The sequence below is a fragment of the Streptomyces viridifaciens genome (assembly GCF_001888885.2).
Taxonomy (GTDB): domain Bacteria; phylum Actinomycetota; class Actinomycetes; order Streptomycetales; family Streptomycetaceae; genus Kitasatospora; species Kitasatospora aureofaciens.
On the sequence record NZ_CP090841.1, the window covers coordinates 2,801,602 to 2,828,225 of the forward strand.

A 26,624-nucleotide genomic window follows, 5' to 3' on the forward strand; every position below is an offset into this window, starting at 1 on the left:
GCCGCCTCAGCCCCTCGGGCCTCCTCGGCGCCCCAGGCCCCGTCAGCCGCAGGAGGCCGCCGGATCCGGACTCGGCGCGCCGTGCCGGGCACCCGGAATGTGGGGCAGCCGCGCGGCGGACACCACGCCCTCCAGATAGCCGCGGGCCCGCTCAGTTCGGGGATAGGCCTCCAGCAGCGCCCAGAACGCCGGGCCGTGGTCCGGCACCAGCAGGTGCGCCAGCTCGTGCAACAGCACGTAGTCCAGCACGTACTCCGGCATGCCCTGCAACCGGTGGGACAGCCGGATCGTCCCCTCGCTGGGCGTGCACGAGCCCCAGCGCGAATTCTGGTTCGTCACCCAGCGGACCTGGACCGGCTGGGCGCGACCGCCCAGGTAGGCCGCCGACAACTCCCGGGCCCGGCCCATCAGGGCGTCGTCCCCGAGGATCCGCCGGCGCTCCTGCGCGGCGAGTTTCTCCAGCATCTGCGTCACCCAGCGCTGCTCCTCGGCGTGCGACATCCGGGCCGGAATCAGGACGACGGTGCGATCGCCCTCGCGGTAGGCGGAGACGGTACGGCTGCGGCGCGCGCTGCGCCGCACCTCGACCCGGCTGCGGTCGTGCCCCTCCGGGGGCAGCGCACCGGAGGGCGGGAGCTGCGACGCCGCCTGCTGGCTCTCGTGTTGCTTCTCGCGCTGCTTCCCGTCCGGGCGCCCGCGCGTGCTCGGCGCCGCCACCTGCGACCCGGTCGCTGCACGGGCACGCCGACGCGACGCCGATCGATGGGAGTCCCGCTCGGCTGCCATGGCACACGACGTTACCCGGTGCGGCTGACAGAAGTCCGGTGCCGTGGCCGAAAACTTTCATGGAGCGATCGGGAACGAAAGGCCGACAGGGGGTGTCCGGAAACCGACGCCAGAGGGGATGGGCAGTTATCCACAAGGTGCGCGAACAGATGTTGTGATCATAACTCCAGGCCTGTGGATAACTTTCTGCGCGCGGTCTGCGCGATGGGGCATGCTGCGGTCAGCCGTCCGGAAACGATCGGAAGGGAGATCGTCGTGCGCCTCGTGTTGAAGCCCGCTCTGTCCCGCAGCTGGCGGGACTCCGAGACCCTGCAGTTCGGCACCGTCACCCGGTACGCCGGGGTGCTCGGCAACGCCGACAAGACGCTGTGCGAGTTCCTCGAACTCGTCGACGGAACGCGCGACCGACCCGAGCTGCTGTCCGCCGGCGAGCGGATCGGCCTCGGGCGCGAACCCGCCGACACGCTGCTGAGCGAACTGGAGGAGACCGGGCTGCTGGACGACGCGGAAGCGACCGACCGGGCGCTCTCCCACTTCCCCCGGCCCCACCGGGACCTGCTCGGGCCCGACCTCGCCTCGCTGTCCCTGGTCCACTCCGGCCCGGGCGCCGCACCGGCGGTCCTGGCCCGGCGGGCCGAGACCCGGATCGAGGTGCGCGGCGCGGGCCGGGTCGGCGCGGCCGTGGCGGCGGTGCTCGCCGCCGGCGGCACCGGCAGCGTCACGGTGGCTGACAGCGGGCGGGTCCAGCCCGCCGACTGCTCGCCCGCGGGGCTGCCACCCGCAGACGTCGGACGGCTGCGCTCGACGGTCGCCCGGGAGACGGTGCAGCGGGCCACGGGCCGACCACTGGTCCCGGTGCCACGGCGGAAGTCCGACGACCCGCCACCCGACTTCGTGGTCCTCGCGCCCCGGGACGGCAGCGCCGCCTTCGCAGGCGGGACGTACGAGGCCCGGCTGCTGCTCCGCGCCGGGGTGCCCCACCTGTACGTGGGCGTGGTCGAGGAGTTCGGCATCATCGGGCCGCTGGTGATCCCAGGACGGTCGGCCTGCGGGCACTGCCTGGTGCTGCGGCGGGAGGACGAGGACGCGGCCTGGCCGCGGGTCCTGGCCCAGCTGGCCGACAACGGCCCCGGCCGGGCCCGCACACCGGCCTGCGACACCGCCCTGGCGACGGCCGTCGCCGGCCTGGCGGCACTGCACGTCCAGGTGTACCTGGACGGCGGCCGACCGCCGAGCGTGGACGGCTGGTGCGAGATCTCGGCGGGCGACGGGATGCCCCGCCGCCTACGGCTACGAGGACACCCGGACTGCGGCTGTCTGTGGCAGCCGCTGCCACCGGGGTGAGAGGGAGCGAGGAACGAGCAAGGTACCGGGCCCGGGCCCGGCGGCTGCAGGGCTCAGCAGCCGCCGGACCTGAGGCCCCGACCGAAACGGGCGGAACGCCCGGCCAGGTGAGCCCATGGCCAGGTGAGCCCATGGCCAGGTGAGCCCATGGCCCGCGCCCTGCCCGGGGCAGGGCGCGGGCCGGGAGAGGCGGAGCCGCTGTTCCGAAGGAGCGGAGCGAGGGCTGGAGGCGGGTGGGCAGCCGGCGGGTGAGGCGGGAGGAGGAGGGCGAGCGGGGGGGTGGGGGGGAGGGGGGCGGGCCCCCGAAGCGTCAACAATGTGACCAGGGTCACTACTTACGGGCAATGAGTCTCGCCCGGCCCCCCGGTCTCCATTGCACAACCCCGAGCAAGCCACCGGAGGAGCACCCCATGCGCATCGTGATCAGCGAGTTCATCAGCCTCGATGGCGTCGTCCAGGCCCCCGGCGCCCCGCAGGAGGACACCGACGGAGGCTTCGCCCACGGCGGCTGGTCCCACCCGTTCTTCGACCCGGAGACCATCGGCCCGTTCATCAACGAGGCGATGAGCAGCACCGACGCCCTGCTGTTCGGCCGCCGCACCTGGCGCACCATGGCCGCCGCCTGGCCCGAGCGGGCCGGCGACCCGCTCGCCGACCGGATGAACTCGATCAAGAAGTACGTCGTCTCCGACACCCTCGACGAAGCTGACCTCACCTGGACGAACAGCACCCTCGTCCCTGGCACCGCGGCCGTCGATTGGATCCGGGGGCAACGCGCGGCCGACGGCGGGGATCTGCTGATCATGGGCAGCCCGACCCTCGTCCGCTCCCTCCTCGGCGAGGACCTGGTGGACGAACTCCGGCTCATGGTGATGCCCGTACTGCTCGGCGGCGGCAAGTCGCTCTTCCCGGCCGACGGCGTGCGGCGCACCCTGGAGCTGGTCTCCACCACGACCGCCAGGACCGGCGTCCACCTGGCCACTTACCGCCGCGCCACCCAAGCCGACGCCTGACACCCCACGTCACAGGAAGTCGGCCCCGCCGACTTCCTGTGACGACCACCGAAACAGCATCACCCCGCACCGCCGCCCGGCCCACACCAGGCCACCGCCCGCACGACCGAGTCCGCCACCGGCGACTCCCCACCAGACCGAGCCGCCCAGCTCCCCGCAAAGGAAGGCCACCGCCCGTCGTCCCCCGTGAAATACCGGCGGGAGCAGACCAGGAAGCGGGCACAATGGCCTAGTGATGGTGGGCCGTCCGGTGTCGGGGGGCCAGGCGATTGGAGGCCCGGGTGAGCGATCTTCCGCGCAAGGCAGTGACCCGCACGGCACGGCTCGCCGCCCTGCCGCTGGGGATAGCCGGCCGCGCCACGCTCGGACTGGGCAAGCGCATAGGCGGCCGATCCGCCGAGGTGGTGACGGCCGAGCTCCAGCAGGCCACCGCCGACCAGCTGTTCAAGGTCCTGGGCGAGCTCAAGGGCGGGGCGATGAAGTTCGGGCAGGTGTTGTCCGTCTTCGAGGCCGCCCTGCCCGAGGAGGTCGCCGGGCCGTACCGGGCGGCGCTCACCAAGCTGCAGGACGCCGCTCCCCCGATGCCCGCCGCCAAGGTGCACACCGCGCTCGCCCAGCGGCTCGGGAGCAACTGGCGCGAGCTGTTCCTGGAGTTCGACGACCGCCCGGCGGCGGCCGCCTCGATCGGCCAGGTGCACCGGGCGGTCTGGCACGACGGCAGGCAGGTTGCGGTCAAGGTGCAGTACCCGGGCGCGGGCGACGCGCTGCTCGCCGACCTCTCCCAGCTGAGCCGGGTGGCCTGGCTGGTCGGCCCGCTGATCCCCGGGCTGGACATCAAGCCGCTGATCAACGAGCTGCGCGAGCGCGTCTCGGAGGAGCTGGACTACGAGCTGGAGGCCCAGGCCCAGCGTCGGCACGCCGAGGAGTTCGCCGGCGACCCGGACATCGTGGTGCCGGTCGTGGTGGCACAGGCCGACCAGGTGCTGGTAACCGAGTGGATGGACGGCACCCCGCTGGCCGAGGTGATCGCGAACGGCACCCAGGAGGAGCGTGACCGCGCCGGGCAGCTGCTGGCCCGGTTCCTGTTCGCCGGGCCGTCCCGGACCGGTCTGCTGCACGCCGACCCCCACCCGGGCAACTTCCGGCTGCTGAAGGACGACGGCCCGGCCGAGGGATGGCGGCTCGGGGTACTGGACTTCGGCACGGTGGACCGGCTGCCGGGCGGGCTGCCCGCGCCGATCGGGGCCTCGCTGCGGATGGCACTGGCCGGGGACGCCGCGGGCGTGCTGAAGATGCTCCGCGAGGAGGGCTTCGTGAAGCCCTCGATCCAGCTGGACCCGGACGCGGTGCTGGACTATCTGCTGCCGATCATCGAGCCGGCTGCCGTGGACAGTTTCCACTTCACCCGGGCCTGGATGCGCGCCCAGGCGGCCCGGATCGCCGATCCGCGCTCTCCCGCCTACAACCTGGGCAAGCAGCTGAACCTGCCCCCCGCGTACCTGCTGATCCACCGGGTGACGCTGAGCACCATCGGGGTGCTGTGCCAGCTGGGTGCCAAGGCACCGTTCCGCGCCGAGATGCTGGAGTGGCTGCCCGAGTTCTCCGACGAGCCGCCTGCGAAGGCCGCGAACCCGGCCAAGGCGGCCGGGCCCGCGAAGCACACCACGGCGCCGGCCAGGACGACCACCAAGCCCGCCCGTCCCTGAGGGAGCACCCAAGGACGACCGACGACGGCAGCCGACCGCAACGGCCGCAGGCCGCTCCCCTCGAACGGGGGGCGGCCTGCGGCACGACGGGGGTCAGTCGGATCAGCGGCGGTGCGCCTACATCAGCGCGACGGCGAGCGCCTTGCGCGCCCGCATGGAGGCCCGCTCGGCCCGCTGCCGGAGCTTGCGCGCCCGGACGACCCGGCTGACGAGGCGTTGTTCCTCGGCCTCGTGGAGCCTGTCTTGCATATGGGCACGGGCCAGGGATTCATGCAGGAGTTGCATTTCGAGGGTCCTGTTCTGGATCTGAAGTTCAGTGGTCTGCTCGGCGCGGACGGTGGGATCGATGGCGGCGGGGGTCATGTGGTGGTCCTGCTCGTGGTGCGTGCTCGGGAATGGGCGGGTGCTGGCCGCTGTGTCGGCCTTGGCGGCGGCGATCCGTACGGACCGGCGGAGGGCGGTGTCCAGCGGGGGCTGCTCGCCCCGGCGGACGGCCCTGACGTGCTCGGCGGGGTTCACGCCATGACCTCGGTCTTGCGCGGACGCCCACGCGGCCGCTTGCGGGCCACGACGACACCCTGGACGAACAGCTCGCCGCCCCAGACGCCCCACGGCTCGCGACGCTCCAGGGCGCCGGCGAGGCAGGCCTCCTTCACCGGGCAGGTGCCGCAGAGGGACTTCGCGTACTCGACGTCGGCGGGCGTCTCGGCGAAGAAGACCTCGGGGTCGAAGGCGCGGCAAGGGATGGGGAGACCGAGCGCCTCGGCCTGCTCGATCGAGTTGAGCTGCATGAACGGAACCTCCGGAGGGTCGGCCTGGTCGGCCTTGGTGATCTGGCTTGTCGGCGGTACGGACGGGATGGGCGGCGTGATGACCGTGGACACTGTGGGCGTCTTCCTCGTCTTCTCAGTGGTTCCGGCCCAGTGGACTGGTGGTGCTGGGCCGGAGGCCCCGGAGGGCCTGGGGTGGTCTTGCGTACCGGACAAAACAGAAGGGCCGCGGATCCCGGTGTGACGGGTTCCGCGGCCCTGGAGGTGCCGACCTGAGGCTGGCTCAGGTTCGTTCTCTCCAGGGTTCAGGCCCGCGGAAGGCCCGCATCCGGATGGCCTTGGCGCCGATAAAGGCGGCCGTGGCCTGGTTGATCTGCTGCTCGTTCTGCTTCTGGGCGTTTCCGGCACCGATGACCTGCGCATAGCCGCCATGCATGGCGGCGGCTACGGCCGCCTTCGGTGCCTGGGTCGGTCGCTCATCGCGCTCGGGACGCGACGCGTCGACCGACGCCCAGTCACGGGACAGACCGGTCTCGACAGCGGTGCCTTCGACACTCCTGCCGCCCGTGAGGCACAGATCAGTGTGTCCAAGACCACTGACAGCGGAGGCGACGGAGACACCGGTGGCGTCGAGACCCAGACCGGTTCCACCGAGCTCGGCGAGCGCCCGCAGACGGGCGGCACGCAGGGAGGCAGCGACAACGGTCTGGCCAGTCATTTTGGTGATCATGATGTTTCCCACTGTCTTCGCCTCCTCTCGGCGTCTCGCGGAGCCTGGTTCCCCGGGCTCCGAATGTTCGGATGTCTGTCTCGGTGAAGCTGGTGAAGCTGCGGGGCGAGGGAGATCGGCACAGGTGTGACCCCGTGCGACCGCGTCCCCTTGACCGCCCCGGCAGGCTATTGCGCTCCCGGTATGCCGCGCAAACTATTTTTCACGCGAGTTCACGCGGCGCCGTCGACGGCAGGATCCGCGCGACGTTCCGCAGCGGTTGCGAAGTCCCCCGAGCAGTCCCCTGGACCGCGCCCGTGCCGGCTCACGCCGGATCGACCGGACCGTCGTCCTCGACGCCGTCCGGATCCTCCTCGGGCTCCTCCCCCGCGCACAACGAGAGCACGGCGGCCCCGTACTTGTCCAGCTTCATGGCGCCGACCCCCGAGATCAGGGCCAGTTCCTGGCGGCCGGCGGGCACGTCCTCGGCGATCGCCATCAGGGTCGCGTCGGTGAACACCACGTACGCCGGGGCGCCCTGCTTCTTCGCCTGCCGGGCCCGCCACTCGCGCAGCCGCTCGTACAGCGCCTCGTCCATCGTGGACGGGCAGTCCTCGCAGCGGCGCAGCTTGCGTTCGACGGCATCGGTGAGCGGCTTGTCGCAGACCCGGCACTTGACCGGGCCGCGGACCCGCCGGGCGGCCGAGCGCTCGCCGGGCTCGACGCCACCCCGCCCGCCCCGCGCGCCGGTGCGTGCGCCCGGGGCGGAGGAGCCGGGGCGCAGCCCGTCCATGAAGCGGCTGGGCTTGCGGGAGGCGCGGCCGCCCGGGGAGCGGGAGAGGGCCCAGGAGAGGCTGAGGTGCTTGCGGGCGCGGGTGACGCCGACGTAGAGGAGGCGGCGTTCCTCCTCGATCTGTTCGTCGGTCTTGGCGTAGATGATCGGCAGGGTGCCCTCGGTGAGGCCGACGAGGAAGACGGCGTCCCATTCGAGGCCCTTGGCGGCGTGCAGGGAGGCGAGGGTGACGCCTTCGACGGCGGGGGCGTGCTGGGCGGCGGCGCGGGCGTCGAGTTCGGCGACGTAGGCGGCGAGGTCGGTGCCGAGGCCTTCGGCGGTGCGGGTGCGCTCGAACTCCTCGGCGAGGCGGACGAGGGCGGCGAGGGATTCCCAGCGGTCGCGGACGGCACCGGAGCCCGCGGGCGGTTCGGGGGTGAAGCCGCGGCTGGCGAGGACGGCGCGGACCTGGCCGGCGAGGTCGGGAGCGCCGGCGGTGAGCGGGTCGGCGGCGGCGCGGGCGGCGCCGCGCAGCAGGACGCCGGCGTCGCGGACCTCGGGGCGTTCGAAGAACCGTTCTGCGCCCTTGAGCTGGTAAGGGACGCCGAGGTCGGCGAGGGCCTGTTCGTAGACCTCGGACTGGCCGTTGGTGCGGAACAGGACGGCGATCTCGCTGGCGCGCACGCCGGTGGCGAGGAGGTCCTTGATCCGGCGGGCGGTGGTCTCGGCCTCGGTGGGTTCGTCCTCGTACTCGGTGTAGACGGGTTCGGGGCCGGCCTCGCGCTGGGAGACGAGTTCGAGGCGGTGGCGGGCGGCCTCGCCGCGGGCCTGGGCGAGCAGTCCGTTGGCGAGGTGGACGACCTGGGGGGTGGAGCGGTAGTCGCGGACGAGCTTGACGACGGTGGCGTCGGGGTGGCGGCTGCGGAAGTTCAGCAGGTAGTCGGGGGTGGCGCCGGTGAAGGAGTAGATGGTCTGGCTGGCGTCGCCGACGACGCAGAGGCTGGCGCCGCCGCCGGGGCCGGTCCACTGGTCGAGCAGGCGCTGCTGGAGCGGGGAGACGTCCTGGTACTCGTCGACGGTGAAGTGCCGGTACTGGTTGCGGACCTGCTCGGCGATGTCGGGGCGGTCCTCCAGGATGGCGGCGGTGAGGAGCAGGACGTCCTCGAAGTCGATGTTGCCGCGACGGCTCTTGGTCTCCTCGTAGACGCGGTAGACCTGGGCGGTCTCGGCGGGGTCGCGGGGGGCTTCGCGGCCGGACTTGGCGACGGCGGCGGGGTAGTCCTCGGGGGAGGTCTGGGTGACCTTGGCCCATTCGATCTCGGCGGTGAGGTCGCGCAGTTCGGTGCGCTGGACGCGCAGTCCGCAACGGCCGGCGGCCTCCGCGACGAGCTGGACCTTGCGTTCGAGGAGCTGGGGCACCGGGCCGCCGACGGCGCGGGGCCAGAAGTACTGGAGCTGGCGCAGGGCGGCGGCGTGGAAGGTGCGGGCCTGGACGCCGTCGGCGCCGAGCTGGCGCAGTCGGCCGCGCATCTCGCCGGCGGCGCGGGCGGTGAAGGTGACCGCGAGGACCTGTGCGGGCTGGTAGACGCCGCTGCGCACGCCGTAGGCGATGCGGTGGGTGATGGCGCGGGTCTTGCCGGTGCCGGCGCCGGCGAGGACGCAGACGGGGCCGTGCAGGGCGGTGGCGACGGCGCGCTGTTCGGGGTCGAGCCCGGCGAGCACGGCGTCGGGGCCGGTGGCGGCGCCGGGGTCGGCCCAGGGGGAGCCGTGGGGGGCGTCGTACGGGCTGCCGCTCAAGAGGTCTTCCTGCATGCGTTCCATCTTCTCAGCCCGGTGGGACAACGGGGGCGGGGTTGTCCACAGGCCCGGTGTGATCGCAGGATGATCCATCCGCATCCCTCCGCATCGCTCCGCATCGCCGCGTCCCGTTCGGGGTCGCCGCTGTCGGTACGGGCGCCGGAATGCCGGCCGCCCGGTGGACGTTGCGGCTGTGAGACCGTACGAACCCCTCTTCCGAAGGAGCCCCCTCGATGTCCGGCACCGTGACGATGTACAGCACGACCTGGTGTGGGTACTGCAACCGACTCAAGAGCCAGCTGGACCGTGAAGGCATCGGTTACACCGAGATCAACATCGAGGAGGACCCGGCGTCGGCGGCCTTCGTGGAGTCGGTGAACAACGGCAACCAGACGGTGCCGACGGTGCTGGTCCAGCCGGTGGGCGGCGGCGAGCAGGTGGTGATGACGAACCCGAGCCTGATCCAGGTCAAGAAGGCCCTGGCCGCCTGACCGGGCGTCGGGACGGCCGGCCGGGGTCGGCGCGCCTCACGGCGCGTCGGCCCGGGCCGGGTCGACGGGGGTGGCGGGGGCGGGCAGGGTGGTGCGCGCGCTGAGGTCGCCGATGCCGTAGACGAGCCGGCTGCGGTCGGCCGAGTAGCGGGTCTCGATGACCCGGACGGGGCCGCGCCGGTCGTAGGTGACCCGGGTCTGGACCACGAGCGGGACGCCGGGGCCGCCCTGGAACCACTGGGCCTCCTCGGGGCCGGGCATCCGGGCGACGAGGTGGTCGACGGCGCCGATCTCGGTGCGTCCGAGGGCGGCGAGGACGGCTTCGTCCCCGCCCTCGACGGGGTCGGGTTCCATCAGCGGGGTGCCGGCGGCGAGGCCGGCCCGGTAGTGGCTCTCCTCGATGGAGTACGGCTCGCGGTCGAGCAGGCGCAGCTGGCGGCGGACCACGATGGTCTCGCCGGGGCGCAGTCCGAGGCGTTCGGCGATGTCGACGCGGGCCCGGACGATCATCATCTCGAAGTCGGTGCTGAGTTCGCGCCCGGCTTCGGCGGCTTCGCCGAGGTAGACGTCGGAGGGTGCGGCGAGGCAGTCGCGGGGCGCCGGGGGCAGGGTGGGGCCGTAGGCGTGGTGGTCGAGGACGGGGTGTTCGCGCAGGTAGGTGCCCTTGCCCTGGAGGCGGACGAGGCGGCCTTCGTTGACCAGGACGTCGACGGCGAGCCGGACGGTGTTGCGGGCGACGCCGTACTGGCGTTCCAGTTCGCTCTCGACGGGGAGGGCGGCGTCGGTGGTGAACTCGCCTTCGGCGATCCGGCGGCGCAGGTCGGCGGCGAGGCGCTGGTATTTGGGGGATTGGGCGGTGCCCCGGGGGATTGTCACCCGAGTGAATGTAGCGAGCGCGGTGACGCGGTTTCAGCCGTTTCCGGCAATGTCGTCCGCGCGGGTCGGCGGTGGGGGCGTCGGAGGGCCCGGCGGTAGCAGAACTGGCCCGTCCGGCCACGAACAGCTGGTCGTGGCGGGTGCGGGAAGGGATGGAAAAGGAAATCGGGGGCGCGCACCTTGAGTCGCGCGCCCCCGCGGGCCCGGAACTCCCCGCAGTCGCCGGGGAATTCGTACAGGATTACCAGCGCGCCGCCGACGGCAGCGGCTCGCCGTACCAGAGTTCGACCAGGTGGCGGGCGATCGAGATGCCGGAGGGCGGCAGGATCTCGCCGGCCTCCATCCCGGCGCGCAGCTCCTCGCGGGAGAACCAGCGCGCCTCGGCCAGTTCCTCGCCGTCCACGGTGATGTCGGTGCCGCCGGGCAGGGCCTTGCCCATGAAGCCGAGCATCAGGGAGGACGGGAACGGCCAGGGCTGGCTGGCGACGTACCGGACCTCGCCGACCCGCACCCCCGCCTCCTCCTGGACCTCACGGGCCACCGCCTGCTCGATCGACTCCCCCGGCTCGACGAAGCCGGCCAGCGTGGACCAGCGGCCCTCCGGCCACAGGGCCTGGCGGCCGAGCAGGCAGCGGTCCTGCTCGTCGGTGATCACCATGATCACCGCAGGGTCGGTGCGCGGGTAGTGCTCGGCCGCGCAGGAGGTGCAGCGCCGCACGTGCCCGGCGCCGGCCTTCTCGGTCGGGTGGCCGCAGCGCGAGCAGAAGCTGTGCAGCCGGTGCCAGTGCTCCAGGGCGACGGCGTGCACCAGCAGGCCCGCGTCGCGGTCGGACAGCAGCGCGCCGACCTCGCGCAGGCCGGCCGGGCGGGCGTCGCCGTCCAGCCGCCCGGGCAGGCTCTCGCCGGCCAGCGCGAAGTAGGAGACGCCGTCCTCGTCGGTGCCGAGGAAGTAGCGGTCCCCGGTCTGCGGCGCCTCGAAGGAGGGCAGCAGGACGAGTTCGGTGCCCTGCGCGGTGTCGACGACGAAGGCCTCGCCGCCGGCGATCGGCAGGACCCGGGTGGTGGGGTGGCTCCAGGCGGCGGCCAGCCAGGGCTCGTCGAACCGGTGCTCGGCGGCCCGGTCCACCCCCGCCCTGGCCAGGGCCAGGGCCTGCGGGCGCTCGGTCTCAGGCACGGTGCTCACTTCGTTCCATCCCCACGTGGTGAATCATCCGGATGAGTGATCTGACTGCGATGTGCGCGAAGGGGCCCACAACGCGCGGGCCCCACGGCACGCGGGCCGACAGCGCGCGGGCCCACACGAGGCGCGCCCGCAGCGCGCGGGCTCACGCGCCGGGCCGGAAGTTCTCGGCCAGGTCGCCCCACAGGTAGGCGGCGGTCTCGACGCCCTTGGCCAGCAGGTCCAGCTCGACCTTCTCGTTGACCGAGTGCCAGCCGTCCGAGGGCACCGAGATGCCGAGGAACAGCACCGGCGCGCCCAGCACGTCCTGCAGGTCGGCCGCGGGGCCGGAACCGCCCTCGCGGGTGAAGAGGATCTTCTGCCCGAAGGCGCGGCCCATCGCGCGGACGGTGGACTGCAGCGCCGGGTGGTCCAGCGGGGTCAGGCAGGGCCGGGTCGCGCCCGGGAAGACCAGCTCGTACCGGATGCCCTCGGGCACCTGCTCGGCGACCCAGGTCCGGACGGCCTCGCGGACCTTCTCCACCTCCTGCCCGGCGACCAGCCGGAAGGACAGCTTGAGGTGGGCCGAGGACGGCACGATGGTCTTGCCGCCGGGGCCGGTGTAGCCGCCCCAGATGCCGTTGACCTCGGCGGTCGGACGGGCCCAGACCCGCTCCAGGGTGGAGTACCCGGCCTCGCCGCGGGTGCCGTACGACTTGGCGACGCGCAGCCACTGCGCCTCGTCGAAGGGCAGTTCGGCGAACAGCTCGCGCTCGCGCTCGGTCAGTTCCACGATCCCGTCGTAGAAGCCCGGGATCGCGACCCTGCGGTCGTCGTCGTGCAGGGCGGCGGCCAGTTCGGCCGCGACCTGGGCCGGGTTGGGGACGGCGCCGCCGAAGGAGCCGGAGTGGATGTCGGTGTCCGGCCCGTACAGGTCAAGCTGGGCGTCCGCGAGGCCGCGCATGCCGGTGCACACGGTCGGGGTGGTCTCGGACCACATGCCGGTGTCGGAGATGACCACCACGTCGGCGGCCAGCCGCTCGGCCTCGCGCCGGACCAGGTCGGCGAAGTGCGGCGAGCCGGACTCCTCCTCGCCCTCGATCAGCAGCTTGAGGGTGACGGCCGGCGCGGTGCGGCCGGTGGCGGCCAGGTGGGCGCGAACGCCGAGGGTGTGGAAGAAGACCTGGCCCTTGTCGTCGGCCGCGCCGCGCGCGTACAGCCGCTCGCCGACGACGGTCGGGGTGAAGGGGTCGGTGTCCCAGCCGTCCTCCTTGGCGGCGGGCTGCACGTCGTGGTGCCCGTAGACCAGCACGGTCGGCGCGGACGGGTCCCCGGACGGCCACTCGGCGAACACCGCGGGCAGCCCGTCGGTCTCCCACACCTCGGCGACCGGGAAGCCGGTCCCGCGCAGCTTGGCCGCCAGCCACTCGGCGGAGCGGCGCACGTCGCCGGCCCGCTCGGGGTCGGCGGAGACCGAGGGGATGGCCAGCCACTCGGAGAGGTCGGCGAGGAACGCGGCCTGGTGCTGGTCGATGAAGGAGCGGACGGCGCTGTCCGGGGTTCTCGTCATACCGACGACTGTAGTTCGCCCGTGCGGGTGCCCGCCCCGGCCCTCCGGGTGCCGGACGCCGTCGGGGCTGTAACCTCCGTCACCCCCGTCGCCTCCACCGCCCCCGCAACCGCTGCCACCCCCGCCTCCACCGCCCCCGCAACCGCCGTCACCCCCGCCGCGGCCGCGCGGACAGGGGTGACGGGGAGCAGCCGCCGGTCTCAGCCGGTGCGGCGCAGCAGCGAGATCCGCGAGCGGGTGAGCAGCGCGGCCAGCGCCGCCGCGAGCAGCGGCAGCACCACGACGGTGGCGGCGATGGTGGGCCAGGGCAGGACCACGGACGACTTGTCGGCGAGTTCCTCGGGGCTGATGCCGGGGTAGTCGGCGGCGAGGCCCTGGACCTTGCGCAGGGCGACGGCGGGCAGGAGTCCGCAGACGGCGCCGAGCAGGGTGCCCATGGCGGCGATGACCCCGCACTGGAAGCCGGAGAGCGAGCGGCGGATGCGTGGTTCGGCGCCGACCGCGGCGAGCGTGGTGAGGTCGCGTTGGGAGTCGGCGGCGGCCAGTCCGGTGGCGATGCCGGCCGCGCCGAGGGCGACGAGTCCGGCGAAGCCGGCCAGGCCGAGGCCGACGAGTCCGGCCTTGGACTGGTAGCCGCGTTCGACGCTGAGGACGGTGTGGTCGGTGAGCTTGGCGAGGGCGCCGTCGGCCTTCTGCTGGTCGCCGTCGGAGGGGGCCGTGCCGGGCAGCCAGACGGAGCCGGCCGGCCTGGTGGTGAAGCCGAGGCGGGTGGCGGTGTCCGGGCTGATCACGAGCTGGCCGGGGGCCGGCATCGCGGAGGGGGCGAGGACGGCGTCGACGGTGGTCTCGATGTTCTTCGGCTTGGTGCGCGCGCCGTCGGCGCCGGTGGTGATCGGCTCGCTGTACCGCAGGACGACCTTGCCGTTTTCGAAGTAGCGCGGGTCGAAGACCACGGCCTTGCCGGCGGTGAGGGCCTGGCCGGCGGCCGGGTCGGTGACGCCGTAGAGGTTGCGCAGCAGGTTGGCGTCGCCGGCGGTGAGGTCGCCGTACTGGCTGCCGCGGCGTTCGTTGACCTGGCAGCGCGGGTCGGTGCTCATCACGCGCTTGATCTCGCCGGGTTCGACCGGGTCGTCGGTGTCGCGGTCGAAGACCGGGCAGCGTCGTTCCTTGGGCGGCATGACCTGGATGTAGCCGCAGGGGTTGCCGTCCTGGCAGTCGCCCTTGTAGTCGACGTGGGAGACGTCGGCGCGCGGGCCGAGGGCGGTGATGCTGCGTTCCACGGTGTCGCGCATCTGCGGCAGCAGTTTGGTCTCGGTGCCGGTGCCGTAGCCGGTGCCGAGGATGACGGCGCCGGGCGGGCCGGCGGCGACGTACTCGCGGCGGTACTGCTCGTCGTAGCTGGCGAGGTAGACGTTGACGGCGACGGAGCCGGCGACGGCGGCCATCACGGCGGCGACGGCGGGCGCGGTGCGGCCGCGGTGGCGGACGGAGTCGCGCAGGGCGAGCCGGGGGCCGAGCGGGAGCCAGCGGCCGAGCTTGCCGAACAGGCCGACGAGGTACGGGGCGAGGACGACCATGCCGAGTTCGGCGAGGAGTGAGCCGCCGAGGACGGCGAGGGTGCGGCTGGAGAAGCCGCTGGTCGCGCCGACCAGGGCGAGGGCGCTGCCGGCGCCGAGCATCAGCAGGCCGAGCAGGGCGAGTTTGCGGCTCGGTGGCTTGAGCGAGTCGCGGCCGGTGAGGGCGGAGACAACGTCCTGGCGGGAGGCCTGGACGGCGGGCACGATGGCGGCGAGCAGTCCGGTGACGAGGCCGACCAGGAGGACGCCGAGCAGGTCGAGCGGCTGGAGGTTGAAGTGGCCGAAGCGGGCGCCGGAGTACTCCTCCGCGCGGGTGCGCAGCAGGGCGACCAGGGCGACGCCGAGGCCGAGGCCGAGGGCGGCGCCGGTGAGGCCGAGGACGATGCCGCCGCCGAGGACGACCGCGCGGACGTTTGCGCGGTCACCGCCCGCGGCGGCGAGCAGGCCGAGCTGCCGCCGTGAGCGCCGGGCCCCGACGGCGAAGGCGGGGCCCGCGAGGAGGACGATCTCCAGGAGGGCCATGCCGACGACGGTGGCGAGGATGACGACGTAGGTGCGGTCGAGCAGGGCGGTGCCGCTCTCGCCGTGGATCCGGTCCATCTCGACGTAGTAGGGCACGTCGGCGCGGGCCGGCGGGTGGAGGATGACGCTGCGGGAGGCGAGGACGAAGCCGTAGCCGTTGAGTTCGGTGACCTTGGCCCAGTCGAGGGTGGCGCCGGCGGGGAGCTGGACGAGCCAGCGGGTGGCGCCGGCGGTGTCGCGGCCGGAGCTGCCGGAGCCGCCGGGGAGCTTTCCGATCAGGGTGCCGGGGCGGGTGACGAGTTCGGTGCCCTTGAGGTCGCCGGGGTACTCGACGACGGCGGTGATGGTGAAGGGGGTGGACTCCAGGCCGCGGACGGTGGTGCGGTCGCCGATCCGCAGGCCGGAGCGGTTGAGGAACTCGCGGGTGACGGCGGCCTGTTGGTCGTTGGTGGGGGCGCTGCCCTCGATCACGTCGAGCCGGCCGTGCCAGACCGGGTCGGTCAGATCGGCTTCGCTGGTGCGGGTGGTGAGCAGGCCCTCGGTGCTGCTGGCGGCGGTGTCCGGGCCCGGGGAGTCGGTCAGCAGGGTGCTGCCGGGCGGCAGCAGTTCCCTGGCGAGCCGGGCGGGTTCGGTGTCGCGGGAGCGCTGCTGCTCGGGGGTGTAGTGGGGGGCGGCGCCGTCCTTGGTCTCGTACTTGGGGTTGACGGCCAGGTAGGAGTGGTCGCCGGGGTCGGGGGCCTGCTTGACGGAGGCGCCGCGGTCGACCAGCTCCAGTTGGCCGTCGGCCTGTCCCATGGTGCGGACGACACGTTCGGCGGGTTCGAGGGTGGCGCTGCGGAAGAACACGTCGGCGCCGGTGACGCCGAGGACGGGCAGCGCGACCATGGCGACGACGAGGGCGCTGCGGCCCTTGGCGCGCAGGGCGTCGCGGCGGGCGATGCGCAGGGCGAGCCGCCAGGCTCCGGGCTTCACTCGTCCACCTTCCTGCTGTTGGCGGCGGCGCTGACGAGGAGGCTGGCGGCGTCCTGGCTGACGGACTCGTCGACCATGCGGCCGTCGCGCAGGAAGACGACGCGGTCGGCCCAGGCAGCGTGGCGGGCTTCGTGGGTGACCATCATGGCGGCGGCGCCGGCGTCGCAGCGGGCACGCAGGACGGCGAGGACGGCTTCGCCGGTGGTGGAGTCGAGGGCGCCGGTGGGTTCGTCGGCGAGGACGAGTCGGCGCTCGCCGATCAGGGCGCGGGCGATGGCGACGCGCTGCTGCTGGCCGCCGGACATGTCGTCGGGGAAGCGGTCGGCGAGTTCGGGGATGCCGAGTTCCTCCAGGGCGGCGAGGGCCTCACGGCGGGCGGCTCGGGCGGACAGGCCGTCGAGTTCGCGCGGCAGTGAGATGTTCTCGGCGGCGGTGAGGGCCGGTATCAGGTTGTAGTCCTGGAAGACGTAGCCGATGGAGCGGCGCCGGACCTGGGCGAGCTTCTTGCGGCTGAGGGTGCCGAGGGCGACGCCTTCGACCAGGACCTGGCCGGTGGTCGGGGTGTCGAGGCCGCCGGCGAGGGTGAGCAGGGTGGACTTGCCGGAGCCGGACGGGCCCATGACGGCGACGAACTCGCCGGGGTGGACCTTGAGGTCGACGCCGCGCAGGGCCTGGACCTCGGCGGCGCCCTGGCCGTGGACGCGGGTGACGTCCTCCAGGTGCAGTACCGGCGCCTGCCGGGACTGGTCGGTGTGGGACACGGTTCCCCCCTCTGTACTGGGTACGGGCCCGGCGTTCGGGGCGCCGGGCCTGCGGATCGGGTGGCGGGGCCGCCCGGGGCCCGTCTCAGGCGCGGGTGCGGCGGCCGAGTCGGCCGGGCTTCCTGGCGGCGCCGTCGCGGGCGGCCTCTGCGGCGCGGGCCTGCTGGAGTTCGGCCTGTTGGGCGAGCCGGGTCTCGCAGTGGTCGAGCCAACGGATCTCGGCCTCGGTCTGGAAGATCAGCTGGTCGAGGACGAGCAGCCAGGCGAGGTCGTTGCCCTCGGAGGGCACGGTGCCGGGTCCGGTCTCGCCGGCGAGGGCGCGGCCCTTGAGCCGGGTGTAGTCCTGCAGCGCCTTGATGCTGTGCCGGCGCTGGCCCTGGACGACGGCGGAGACGTCCACTCCGGGGACGGTCACGGCCATGGCGAGCTTGATCGCCAGTTCGTCGCGCGGGGGGCTGGTCCGGGGCACCGGGGTGTCGAACCAGGTCCGCAGTTCGGCGCGGCCGGCGTCGGTGACGGCGTAGAACTGGTGGCCCTCGTCGTCCTCCCCGGCGGCTTCGACCAGGCCGTCGCGTTCCAGCCGGGACAGCGTGGTGTAGACCTGTCCGACGTTGAGCGGCCAGGTGGCGCCGGTGCGCGCCTCGAACTCGGTGCGCAGCTGGTAGCCGTAGCGGGGGCCCTGGTCGAGCAGGGCGAGCAGACCGTGGCGGATGGACATACTCAGTATGTATACCCGGTATGCCCTCCGGCCTCAAGCCGCGCCCCCTCGGGTACCGTCGTGCGGTGTGAGCCAGTTGCGCATCGCCACCTTCAACCTGTTGCACGGTCAGCCGCTCGCCCCGGACGGCGCACCGCGGCCCTACCCGGCCGACGCGGCGGCCCCGCTGGCCGAGGCGATCGCCGCGCTGGACGCCGACGTGCTGGCCCTGCAGGAGGTGGACCGACACCAGCCGCGCTCCGGCGGCACCGACCAGGCGTCGGTGGCGGCCGGGGCGATGGGCGCGGGCGACTGGCGCTTCGCCGCCGCGCTGCACGGGCGCCCGGCGCCGGTGGCGGGCTGGGTGCCGGACCCGTCCGGGCCGAACGGCCTGCGGGTGTACGGGCCGGGCGAGGTCGGCGACGGCGCCCCGTCCTCGTACGGGACGGCGCTGCTGACCCGGCTGCCGGTGCGGCACTGGCGGGCGCGGCGCTTCGCCCCGGCGCCGTTCGGGCTGCCGCTGCGGGTGGCCGGGCGGCGCGGGCTGACCCCCGTGCCGGACGAGCCGCGAGCGGCGCTGGCGGCGGTGCTGGAGGGCGAGCGCGGGCCGTTCACCGTGGTGGCCGCGCACCTGTCCTTCGTACCGGGCTGGAACATGGCGCAGCTGACCGGGATCCGGCGCTGGATCGCCGACCTGCCGCAGCCGCACCTGGTGCTGGGGGACTTCAACCTGGTCGGCGCGGTGCCGCGCACGGTGCTCGGCGGGGCGACGGCGCTGGAGCGCACGGCGCCGCGGGTGCGGGTGCGGGAGCTGCGGGCGGCCCGGCGGGCCCGGCCCGCGGTGGTGGTGGAGCCGCGCCGGCGGCGGGTGCGGGAACCGCGGGCCCGGCTCCAGGGCTGGTACGACCTGGCGCGTACGCCGACCTATCCCTCGCACCGGCCGGCGGTGCAGTTCGACCACGTGCTGGCGGTGGGGGTGCCGCGCGCGGCGGTGGGCCCGGCGGCGGCGCCGCGCGCGGCGGTGTCGGACCACCGGCCGCTGCTGGTGCGGGTCTCGCTGTAGCGGGCTACCTGGTCGTCAGGACGCCAGTCTGCTGCGGCAGGTGGGCGATGGCGGGCGGGGTGGGCTCGTACTGCAGGAGCAGCATGGCCGCGTCGTCGCCGAGCTGGCGGCCGACGTGGCGCACCACGTCCTCGTGCAGGCGCTGGAGGACGTCGGCGGGGCGGCCGTCGGCGCAGCGCGGGAAGCGTTCGGCGAGCGGGTAGAAGGCGCCGGAGCGGTCGCGGGCCTCGATCACCCCGTCGGTGAACAGCAGTACCCGGTCGCCGCCGTGCAGCGGGACCCGGTGCACCGGGGGGTGGACGTCGGCCGGGTCGAGGACGCCCAGGGGCGGTACGGTCTCGGTGAGTTCGAGCGGGCGGACCAGTCCGCCGCGCAGCAGCAGCGGCGAGGGGTGGCCGCAGTTGACGAGTTCGGCGGTGCCGTCGGACCGCACCCCGATCAGGACGAGGGTGACGAACTCCTCCTCCACGCCGGGGTGGTCGTTCTCGTGCAGGGCCCGGTCGAGGCTGTCGGCCAGCCAGCCGGCCACCCGGTCGAGGGCGGGCTCCTGGTGGGCGGCCTCGCGGAAGGCGCCGAGGACGGCGGCGGCGGTCTCGACCGCGCCGAGGCCCTTGCCGCGCACGTCGCCGACCACGGCCCGGACGCCGTGCCGGGTGTTGACGACCTCGTACAGGTCACCGCCGATGCGGGCGTGGGCGGCGGCGGCCTCGTAGTGGACGGCGGCGCGCACGCTGCCGACCCGTTCGGGGACGGGCCGCAGCAGCACCCGGCGGGCGATCGCGGCGACCAGCTGGGCGTCGGCCAGGGCTTGTTCCTGGCGCAGTCTCAGGGTGGCGCTGACCCAGCCGATCGTGGCGACCAGCAGGATCGCGATGACGCTGGCGGCGTGCACGGACTCGCCGAGCGCGTCGCTGCGGAAGGCCATCAGGAACGCCGCCGCCTCGGTGCACAGGCCGATGGCGAGCGGGTACCAGGTGCGGCGGCTGACCACGGCGGCCAGCGCGGGTACGGCGGTGAGGGCGGGTTCGACCGTCACCTCGGTGCCGCTGAGGTGGTCGAGGACGACGATCAGCGCCATGCCGATGAGGGGCAGCGCGAGCGCCGTCCTCGGCCAGGTGCCGGTCGCGCCCGGTGCGGGTCCCGGGGTCGGCCCGGTGAACCGCTCTCTGATCCATCCGGTCGCGCTCAACTTCGGTCTCTCCAGCAGAAGACGCCGATGCCCGGGGGCACCTGCGGTGATGACTGAGGGTCAGGGAATGCAGGCCTCGCTGGCGGCCGGAGCACGGGGGTTGACCGGTTACCGACCCCACAATAGGCACGAAACGTGTACGACGCACAGGTTTCGGGCGTCGGCGCGATGACTTGGATGCTCTGTGTGACTCATTAGTCACTGTTCCCGATCAGGAGCCGTTCCAACTCTTTTCGGTCGGGAAGTCCTTCCGGTCGTACGATCCGTCCGCTGCGGACGTACAGGAACGAGGCCGTGACCTGCTCGGGATCGACGCCCGCCTGCTCGGCCCAGGCGAGCCGGTAGACCGCGAGCTGCAGCGGGTCGGCCGTCTCCTCGCGGTGGGTCTTCCAGTCCACCACTTCGTAGCGTGACGCACCACCGGATTCCGTCAGCCCGTCACCGTCCCGGTAGACCGCGTCGATCCGGCCGCGCACCACCCGCCCCGCCAGCACCAGTTGGAAGGGCGCCTCGACCCGGTGGGGCCTGCGCTCGGCGTACGGGGTGCGCAGGAACGCCTCCTTGAGCCGTTCCAGGTCCTGCTCGTCCTCGATGCCGTCGTCGTCGGCGCCGGGCAGCGCGCCGGGCTCGATCAGCAGCAGCGGCTCGATCCGGGACTGCACCCAGGCGTGGAAGCGGGTGCCGCGCCGGGCCGCGGGCTGCGGCGGGCGCGGCATCGGGCGGGCCAGGTCGCGGGCGAAGCCGTCCGGGTCGGCGGCCAGTCGCAGCAGCTGGGTGGCGGACAGCGCGGGCGGCAGCGGCACCTCCCGGGCGGTGCGCCGGGAGCGCTCCAACTCGCCCAGAAGCGCGGTGAGATCGCGGTCCCAGGAGGCGACCTGGCGCTGGTCCTCGGCGGCCATCGGCTCCGGTTCGGGAGCGGGCGCTCCCCCGATCCTGCCGCGCACCACCTCGGCGACCCGGCGGCGGGCGTGCTGGGCGGCCGGGTCCAGCGGCAGCGGCCAGGGGCGTTCGACGGCGGCGGCCAGCGCCGGGTTCACGGCGCCCTTCTCCGGCGGCTCGGCCCAGTGCTCGACCTCGCCGGCGCCGGGCTGCTCGCAGTGCGCGCGCAGCTGCTCCAGGAAGGCGGAGGGGCCGCGGACGGTCTTCTGGCTCGGCCCCCACCAGTGCCCGGAGGCCAGCAGCAGCGAGCGGGGGCGGGTGAACGCGACGTAGCCCAGGCGCAGTTCCTCGGTGCCGGAGTGCTCGGCCAGCTCCTTCTTGAACGCGGCCATCGACTTGCTCGTCCAGCCGCCGCGCACGTCGGGCAGGGTGGCGGCGTCGCCGCGCAGGGCGTGCGGGAGCACCCGCTTGGTGCTGGTCCAGCGTTCGCGTGCGGTGCCGGACGGGAACGCGCCCTTCACCAGGCCGGGGACGGCCACCACGTCCCACTCCAGGCCCTTGGACTTGTGCGCGGTGAGCACCTTCACGGTGTCCTCGCCGCCGGGCAGGCTGCTGTCCAGGCCGCGCTCGTACTCCTGGGCGGCGCGCAGGAAGCCGAGGAAGGCGGCCAGGCCCGGGTCACCGTCCAGGTCGGCGAAGGAGGCGGCGACGTCCAGGAAGGCGTGCAGGGTCTCCCGGCGCCGGGCGGCCAGCGCCTGCGGGGAGGCCGCGAGTTCGACCTCCAGGCCGGTGACGGTCAGCACCCGGTGCAGCACGTCCATCAGCGGGTCGGCGAGCGAGCGGCGCAGTTCGCGCAGTTCGGCGGCGAGCCGGGCGAAGCGCACCCTGGCCTCGGCGGAGAACGGCAGGTCGTCGCTCGGATCCCCCTGCTCACCGGTTGGGGCGGTGAGGAAGGTCTCCACCGCGTCGGCGAGCGACACCACCTCGGTCGGGTCGGCCTCGGCGACGGCCGCGGCCAGCGCCTCCACGCCCTCGGGCCGCTCGGTGCGCACCAGTTCGGCGGCCCGGCGGCCGAGCAGGGCGAGGTCGCGCGGGCCGATCCGCCAGCGCGGGCCGATCAGCAGGCGCACCAGGGCGGCGTTGGCGGTCGGGTCCTGCAGCACCTCGCAGACCGCCACCAGGTCGGCCACCTCGGGCAGTTGCAGCAGGCCGCCGAGGCCCACCACCTCGACCGGCACCTCGCGGGCGACGAGCGCGGCGTGGATGTCCGGGAAGGCGGCGCCGCCCCGGCACAGCACGGCGATCCGACCGGGCGCGGTGCCGGTGCGCACCAGGTGGGCGATCGAGTCGGCGAGCCAGTCGATCTCCTCGGCGTGGGTGGGCAGCAGCGCGGCCCGCACGTAGCCGTCCTGTTCGGCGCCGGGGGCCGGGCGCAGCGCCTCGACGCCCTCGTGCATGGCGCGCAGCGGGGCGGCGAGTTCGTTGGCGAAGGCGAGCAGGCGTCCGCCGCTGCGCCGGTTCTCGCTGAGCGCGTAGCGCTCGGCGGGGCGGCCGTCGGCCTGCGGGAAGTGCCGGGGGAAGTCGTCGAGGTTGGCGACGGAGGCGCCGCGCCAGCCGTAGATGGCCTGGCAGGGGTCGCCGACGGCGGTCACCGGGTGGCCCGTGGCGCCGGCGCCGTCCCGGGAGGCCCCGAAGAGTCCGGCGAGCATGAGCCGCTGGGCGACGGAGGTGTCCTGGTACTCGTCGAGCAGGACGACCTTGAACTGGCCGCGCAGCAGGGCGCCGACCTCGGGGCGCTGCTGGGCGAGGCGGGCGGCGGCGGCTATCTGGTCGCCGAAGTCCATCAGTCCGGCGGCCTGCTTGCGGCGGCGGTAGTCCTCGACCAGGCGCAGCAGTTCCAGTCGGGCGCGGGCGGTGGCGGGGACGGCCCGCAGGTCGTCGTTGCCCAGCTTGACGGTGGCGAGGGTGTCGAGCAGTTCCTCGTCGTACGCGCGCAGGGCGGCGGGCTCGACCAGGTGTTCGGCGAGTTCGCCGTCCAGGGCGGTCAGGTCGGCGACGAGGTTGGCGAAGGTGCCGGTGAGGGCGGGGAAGGGGCCGCGGGCGGTGCGCAGCACCTTGGCGGCGAGCTGGAAGCGGGTGGCGTCGGCGAGCAGCCGCACGTCCGGCTCTATGCCGATGCGCAGGCCGTGTTCCTTGAGCAGGCGGCCGGCGAAGGCGTGGTAGGTGGAGATCTCGGGTTCGCCGAGCGGTTCGGTGTCGTCCCGGTCGGCGACGCCGGCCTGCAGCAGGGCGGTGCGGACGCGTTCGGCGAGTTCGCCGGCGGCCTTGTTGGTGAAGGTGAGGCCGAGCACCTCCTCGGGGCGTACGGCGCCGGAGCCGACCAGCCAGACGACGCGGGCGGCCATCACGGTGGTCTTGCCGGAGCCGGCGCCGGCCACGATCACGGCGGGGGCCAGGGGGGCGCCGATGGCCGCCGTCTGTTCCCGGTTGAACGGGATGCCCAGCAGCTCCTTGAGCTGGTCGGGATGGCTGAGCACGGCGGTCACCCCGCAACCGTAACCGGAGCGGCGGACAAGCCCTCATTCCACCAGCTGTGCCCCGTCGCGCTGGGCGGAGCAGCTGCGGCGGAAGCTGCAGCGGTCGCAGCCGCCGCCGGTCTGCGGGACGAAGCGTTCGGCGAGGACCTTGCCGGCGGCCTCGGCGAGCAGGTTCTCGATCCACGGTTCGCCCTCGGGCGGCTCCTGCCGCTGCACCTTGGGGGCGTCCGGGGCGGCCTTGGCGGCGGCCTCGCGCAGGTGGACGAGTTCGGCGCCGCCGGTGGCCGGAGGGCGTTCGGTGAAGCCGGGCAGTTCGTTGAGGGCGCCGGCCCGGACGGCGAGCTGGTAGACGGCGAGCTGCTTGTGCTCGGGCAGCGACTTGTCGGTGGGGATCTGCTTGCCGGTCTTGAAGTCGACGACGTAGGCGCGTCCGGCGTGGTCCCTCTCGACCCGGTCCATGGAGCCGCGGATGCGCACCGAGACGCCGCCGACGTCGAGGGTGACGTCGAAGCCGTGCTCGGTGGCGACGACGTCCCGGCCGCGTTCCAGGACGTGCCAGTTGAGGAAGCGCTCCAGGGCGGCGCGGGCCTCGGTCTTCTCCTGGTGGGACTTCCAGGGGGCGTCGAAGGCGAGGGCGTCCCAGACGGTGTCGAGGCGGGCCATGAGGACGGCGAGGTCGGCGGGGGTGCGGCCGGAGCCGACCTCGTCGGCGAGGGCGTGCACCACGTTGCCGAAGCCCTGGGCGGCGGTGCCGGCGCCACGGGCCCTGACCTCCTTGTCCAGGAACCACTGCAGCGAGCAGTTCTCCAACTGTTCCAGGCCGCTGCCGGACAGCCGTACGGGCGCGTCGGCGCTGCGCAGCGGTTCGGGGGCGGCGGTGGGGTCGTCCAGGCCCCACCAGCGGTCGGGGTGGGCGGCGGGGACCAGCGGCAGGCCGTCCTCGTCGGTGGCGGCGGCGAGGACGGCGAGGCGTTCGGCGGCGGCGCGGCGCAGTTCGGGCGAGCGGGCGGGGTCGACGGTGACGGCGCGCAGCTCGGCGACCAGGGCGGCGACCGAGAGGGGGCGGCGCGGGCGGTGGGTGACGTCCTCGACGGTGACCGGCGGGGTGCGGCGCACGGTCTTGCCGGTGCGCGGGTCGACGTCCTCGCGGTAGAGCTCGCGCAGGAAGCGGGAGGGTTCGTCGCCGTCGTCGGCGGGGGCCTTGACGGCGGTGACGACCAGCCGTTCCCTGGCGCGGGTGGCGGCGACGTAGAAGAGGCGGCGTTCCTCGCCGAGCAGGGCGGCCGGGGAGAGCGGTTCGGCGAGGCCGTCGCGGCCGATCCGGTCGGCTTCCAGCAGGGAGCCTCGGCGGCGCAGGTCGGGCCAGAGGCCGTCCTGGACGCCGGCGACGACGACCAGGCGCCATTCCAGGCCCTTGGAGCGGTGGGCGGTCATCAGCCGTACCGCCTCGGGGCGGACGGTGCGGACGGTGAGGGTGTCGGCGGCGATGTCCTGGGCTTCGAGTTCGGCGAGCAGGTCGAGGGCGCTGCGGTGACCGGTGACCTGTTCCTCGGCGCGGGCGGCGGTCTCGAACAGGGCGCACAGGGCGTCCAGGTCGCGGTCGGCGTTGCGGCCGGCGGCGCCGCCGCGCAGGGCGGCCCGTTCCAGGCGTTCGCGCCAGCGGCGGCTGCCGTCCCACAGTTCCCAGAGGGCCTCCTCGGCGGTGCAGCCGCCGGCCAGCAGTTCGCGGACCTTGCGGAGCAGGGTGCCGAGGTCGCGGGCGCGGCGGGCGGTCGCCGGGTCGAGGGCGACCAGGCGCTCGGGTTCGGCGAGGGCCTCGCGGATCAGCTCGCCGGCCGGGCGCGGGACGGCGGCGGGGCGGCCGTCGGCGCGCAGGGCGGCGCGTTCCTCCTCGCGCAGGGCGCGGCCGAGGCGGCGCAGGTCGGAGCCGTCGAGGCCGCCGAGCGGGCCGGTCAGCAGGGCGTGTGCCAGGTCGGTGGTGAGCGGCTCGGGGGCGTCCGGGTCGCCCTGCTTGTCGCGGGCGGCCTGCTCGGCGCAGACCCGCAGGGCGAGCAGCAGTTGGGCGGCGGCGGGTTCCTCGCGCAGCGGCAGGTCGTCGCCGTCGATCTCCAGGGGGACGCCGGCCGCGCCGAGGGCCCGGCGCACGCCGGGGATGGAGCGGGCGCCGGCCCGGACGAGGACGGCCATCTCGCCCCAGGGCACGCCGTCCTCCAGGTGGGCGCGGCGCAGCAGGTCGGCGATCGAGTCGAGTTCGGCGCCGGGGGTGGGGTAGGTGTAGACCTCGACCCGGCCGCCCTCGCGGGAGGGCAGCAGGGCGCGGTGCTGGGCGAGTTTGTCGGCGGGCAGCCGGCCCATCGGCATCCGGCGGGCGAGTTCGCGGGAGGCGGCGAGCAGGACGGCGCCGGAGCGGCGGGAGACCCGCAGCACCTTGACGTCGGCGGGGCTGCCGTCGGCCTGCCGGAAGGTCTGGGGGAAGTCGAGGATGCCGTTGATGTCGGCGCCGCGGAAGGCGTAGATCGACTGGTCGGGGTCGCCGACGGCGACCAGGTCGCGTCCGCCGCCGGCGAGCTGGCGCAGCAGCCGGACCTGGGAGGGGTCGGTGTCCTGGTACTCGTCGACGAAGACGACCTGGTAGCGCTCGCGGAGCCGTTCGCCGACCTCGGGGCGTTCGGCGAGCAGGACGGCGCGGTGGACGAGTTCGGCGTAGTCGAGGACGCCGCGCAGGTCGAGCACGTCGAGGTAGTCGGCGAGGAAGTGCGCGGCGGCGGCCCAGTCGGGGCGCTGGACGCCCTGGGCGAAGCGTTCGAGTTCGGCCTCGCCGAGGCCGAGTTCGCGGCTGCGGGCGAGGACGGCGCGGACCTCGTCGGCGAAGCCGCGGGTGGTGAGGCAGGCGCGCAGGTCGAGCGGCCACTGGATGCGCGTGCTGCCCGACTTGGCGTCCTCGGCGCCGCCGGCCAGCAGTTCGCGGACCATGACGTCCTGTTCGGGGCCGGAGAGCAGGCGCAGCGGTTCGGCGTAGTCCTCCGGCTCCTGGTGGGCGCGCAGCAGGGCGTAGCAGAAGGAGTGGAAGGTGGTGGCCTGCGGGGCGGCGGCGGAGCTGCCGAGCCGGCCGGACATCCGGTCGCGCAGTTCCGTGGCGGCCTTGCGGCTGAAGGTGAGGACGAGGATCCGTTCGGGGTCGGTGCCGTCCTGGATGCGCCGGGCGACGGCCTCGACCAGGGTGGTGGTCTTGCCCGTGCCCGGTCCGGCGAGGACGAGCAGCGGGCCGCCGGTGTGCTCGACCACGGCGCGCTGGTAGGCGTCCAGCTCGGGTGGGTCGGGCTGGACGAGCGGGCTGCGCACGAGCCGGTAGGGGGAACTCACGAACAAGGTCCTGGGTGGAGCGGAGGGGCATGGCCGGGGCGGGCCCGTCGGGGCCCGCCCGCATCGAGCCT

At 74.1% G+C, this 26,624-nt stretch carries 19 protein-coding genes; 5 read left to right on the forward strand and 14 right to left on the reverse strand.

What is annotated here, in order from left to right; translation table 11 throughout:
• Positions 1 to 42 precede the first annotated feature (42 nt).
• Positions 43 to 618: a M48 metallopeptidase family protein gene (locus BOQ63_RS19480; RefSeq protein ID WP_046386869.1), complete on the reverse strand. Its 576-nt coding sequence runs from the start codon at positions 616 to 618 to the stop codon at positions 43 to 45.
• Positions 619 to 1,041: 423 nt separating this feature from the next.
• Here BOQ63_RS19480 and BOQ63_RS19485 point away from each other — a divergent pair, with 423 nt between their 5' ends.
• The 3 genes from BOQ63_RS19485 (at position 1,042) to BOQ63_RS19495 (ending at position 4,849) form a co-directional block, all read left to right on the forward strand.
• On the forward strand, positions 1,042 to 2,130 hold the full coding sequence (locus tag BOQ63_RS19485) for a TOMM precursor leader peptide-binding protein (RefSeq protein WP_050366587.1): 1,089 nt from the start codon (positions 1,042 to 1,044) through the stop codon (positions 2,128 to 2,130).
• 410 nt (positions 2,131 to 2,540) lie between these two features.
• The gene (locus BOQ63_RS19490; protein WP_030287513.1) at positions 2,541 to 3,143 is read left to right on the forward strand and encodes a dihydrofolate reductase family protein; all 603 of its coding nucleotides are present in this window, start codon (positions 2,541 to 2,543) and stop codon (positions 3,141 to 3,143) included.
• 281 nt (positions 3,144 to 3,424) lie between these two features.
• Entirely contained in the window at positions 3,425 to 4,849 is a 1,425-nt protein-coding gene (locus BOQ63_RS19495) for an ABC1 kinase family protein (protein ID WP_046386915.1), read from the forward strand.
• 117 nt (positions 4,850 to 4,966) lie between these two features.
• Here BOQ63_RS19495 and BOQ63_RS19500 read toward each other — a convergent pair whose 3' ends face one another.
• The 4 genes from BOQ63_RS19500 to BOQ63_RS19515 form a co-directional block, all read right to left on the reverse strand.
• Positions 4,967 to 5,287: a putative WhiB-interacting protein gene (locus BOQ63_RS19500; RefSeq protein WP_046386918.1), complete on the reverse strand. Its 321-nt coding sequence runs from the start codon at positions 5,285 to 5,287 to the stop codon at positions 4,967 to 4,969.
• A gap of 77 nt (positions 5,288 to 5,364) precedes the next feature.
• Positions 5,365 to 5,733 (reverse strand): WhiB family transcriptional regulator, encoded by a 369-nt coding sequence (locus BOQ63_RS19505; protein WP_370863281.1) that lies wholly within the window; start codon positions 5,731 to 5,733, stop codon positions 5,365 to 5,367.
• A gap of 169 nt (positions 5,734 to 5,902) precedes the next feature.
• Positions 5,903 to 6,361, reverse strand: coding sequence for a hypothetical protein (locus tag BOQ63_RS19510; protein ID WP_050366588.1), 459 nt, complete (start codon positions 6,359 to 6,361; stop codon positions 5,903 to 5,905).
• Between the two features lie 292 nt (positions 6,362 to 6,653).
• Entirely contained in the window at positions 6,654 to 8,921 is a 2,268-nt protein-coding gene (locus BOQ63_RS19515; protein WP_078656323.1) for an ATP-dependent DNA helicase UvrD2, read from the reverse strand.
• 209 nt (positions 8,922 to 9,130) lie between these two features.
• Between BOQ63_RS19515 and BOQ63_RS19520 the strand changes: the two genes are divergently transcribed.
• On the forward strand, positions 9,131 to 9,388 hold the full coding sequence (locus tag BOQ63_RS19520) for a mycoredoxin (protein ID WP_030287501.1): 258 nt from the start codon (positions 9,131 to 9,133) through the stop codon (positions 9,386 to 9,388).
• Positions 9,389 to 9,424: 36 nt separating this feature from the next.
• Here BOQ63_RS19520 and BOQ63_RS19525 read toward each other — a convergent pair whose 3' ends face one another.
• The 6 genes from BOQ63_RS19525 to BOQ63_RS19550 all read right to left on the reverse strand — a co-directional run bounded on the left by BOQ63_RS19525 (position 9,425) and on the right by BOQ63_RS19550 (position 17,543).
• On the reverse strand, positions 9,425 to 10,264 hold the full coding sequence (locus tag BOQ63_RS19525; RefSeq protein ID WP_030287500.1) for a GntR family transcriptional regulator: 840 nt from the start codon (positions 10,262 to 10,264) through the stop codon (positions 9,425 to 9,427).
• A gap of 241 nt (positions 10,265 to 10,505) precedes the next feature.
• The gene (nudC, locus tag BOQ63_RS19530; RefSeq protein ID WP_030287498.1) at positions 10,506 to 11,447 is read right to left on the reverse strand and encodes an NAD(+) diphosphatase; all 942 of its coding nucleotides are present in this window, start codon (positions 11,445 to 11,447) and stop codon (positions 10,506 to 10,508) included.
• Between the two features lie 142 nt (positions 11,448 to 11,589).
• The gene (locus BOQ63_RS19535) at positions 11,590 to 12,993 is read right to left on the reverse strand and encodes a dipeptidase (protein ID WP_030554411.1); all 1,404 of its coding nucleotides are present in this window, start codon (positions 12,991 to 12,993) and stop codon (positions 11,590 to 11,592) included.
• Between the two features lie 200 nt (positions 12,994 to 13,193).
• Positions 13,194 to 16,064 (reverse strand): FtsX-like permease family protein, encoded by a 2,871-nt coding sequence (locus BOQ63_RS19540; protein ID WP_072654700.1) that lies wholly within the window; start codon positions 16,062 to 16,064, stop codon positions 13,194 to 13,196.
• The gene (locus tag BOQ63_RS19545) at positions 16,061 to 16,825 is read right to left on the reverse strand and encodes an ABC transporter ATP-binding protein (RefSeq protein ID WP_030287491.1); all 765 of its coding nucleotides are present in this window, start codon (positions 16,823 to 16,825) and stop codon (positions 16,061 to 16,063) included. The genes BOQ63_RS19540 and BOQ63_RS19545 overlap by 4 nt, the downstream gene beginning before the upstream one ends.
• Before the next feature lie 85 nt (positions 16,826 to 16,910).
• Positions 16,911 to 17,543 (reverse strand): PadR family transcriptional regulator, encoded by a 633-nt coding sequence (locus BOQ63_RS19550; protein WP_030287488.1) that lies wholly within the window; start codon positions 17,541 to 17,543, stop codon positions 16,911 to 16,913.
• 67 nt (positions 17,544 to 17,610) lie between these two features.
• Here BOQ63_RS19550 and BOQ63_RS19555 point away from each other — a divergent pair, with 67 nt between their 5' ends.
• Positions 17,611 to 18,585 carry an endonuclease/exonuclease/phosphatase family protein gene (locus tag BOQ63_RS19555; protein ID WP_063736195.1) on the forward strand — a complete coding sequence of 325 codons (975 nt, stop codon included), beginning with the start codon at positions 17,611 to 17,613 and terminating at the stop codon, positions 18,583 to 18,585.
• A gap of 4 nt (positions 18,586 to 18,589) precedes the next feature.
• Here BOQ63_RS19555 and BOQ63_RS19560 read toward each other — a convergent pair whose 3' ends face one another.
• The 3 genes from BOQ63_RS19560 to BOQ63_RS19570 all read right to left on the reverse strand — a co-directional run bounded on the left by BOQ63_RS19560 (position 18,590) and on the right by BOQ63_RS19570 (position 26,553).
• Positions 18,590 to 19,774, reverse strand: coding sequence for a PP2C family protein-serine/threonine phosphatase (locus BOQ63_RS19560; protein WP_050366590.1), 1,185 nt, complete (start codon positions 19,772 to 19,774; stop codon positions 18,590 to 18,592).
• A 194-nt stretch (positions 19,775 to 19,968) separates the two neighbouring features.
• The gene (locus BOQ63_RS19565; RefSeq protein WP_030287480.1) at positions 19,969 to 23,199 is read right to left on the reverse strand and encodes an ATP-dependent helicase; all 3,231 of its coding nucleotides are present in this window, start codon (positions 23,197 to 23,199) and stop codon (positions 19,969 to 19,971) included.
• 33 nt (positions 23,200 to 23,232) lie between these two features.
• Positions 23,233 to 26,553 (reverse strand): ATP-dependent helicase, encoded by a 3,321-nt coding sequence (locus BOQ63_RS19570; protein WP_150475997.1) that lies wholly within the window; start codon positions 26,551 to 26,553, stop codon positions 23,233 to 23,235.
• Positions 26,554 to 26,624 lie beyond the last annotated feature (71 nt).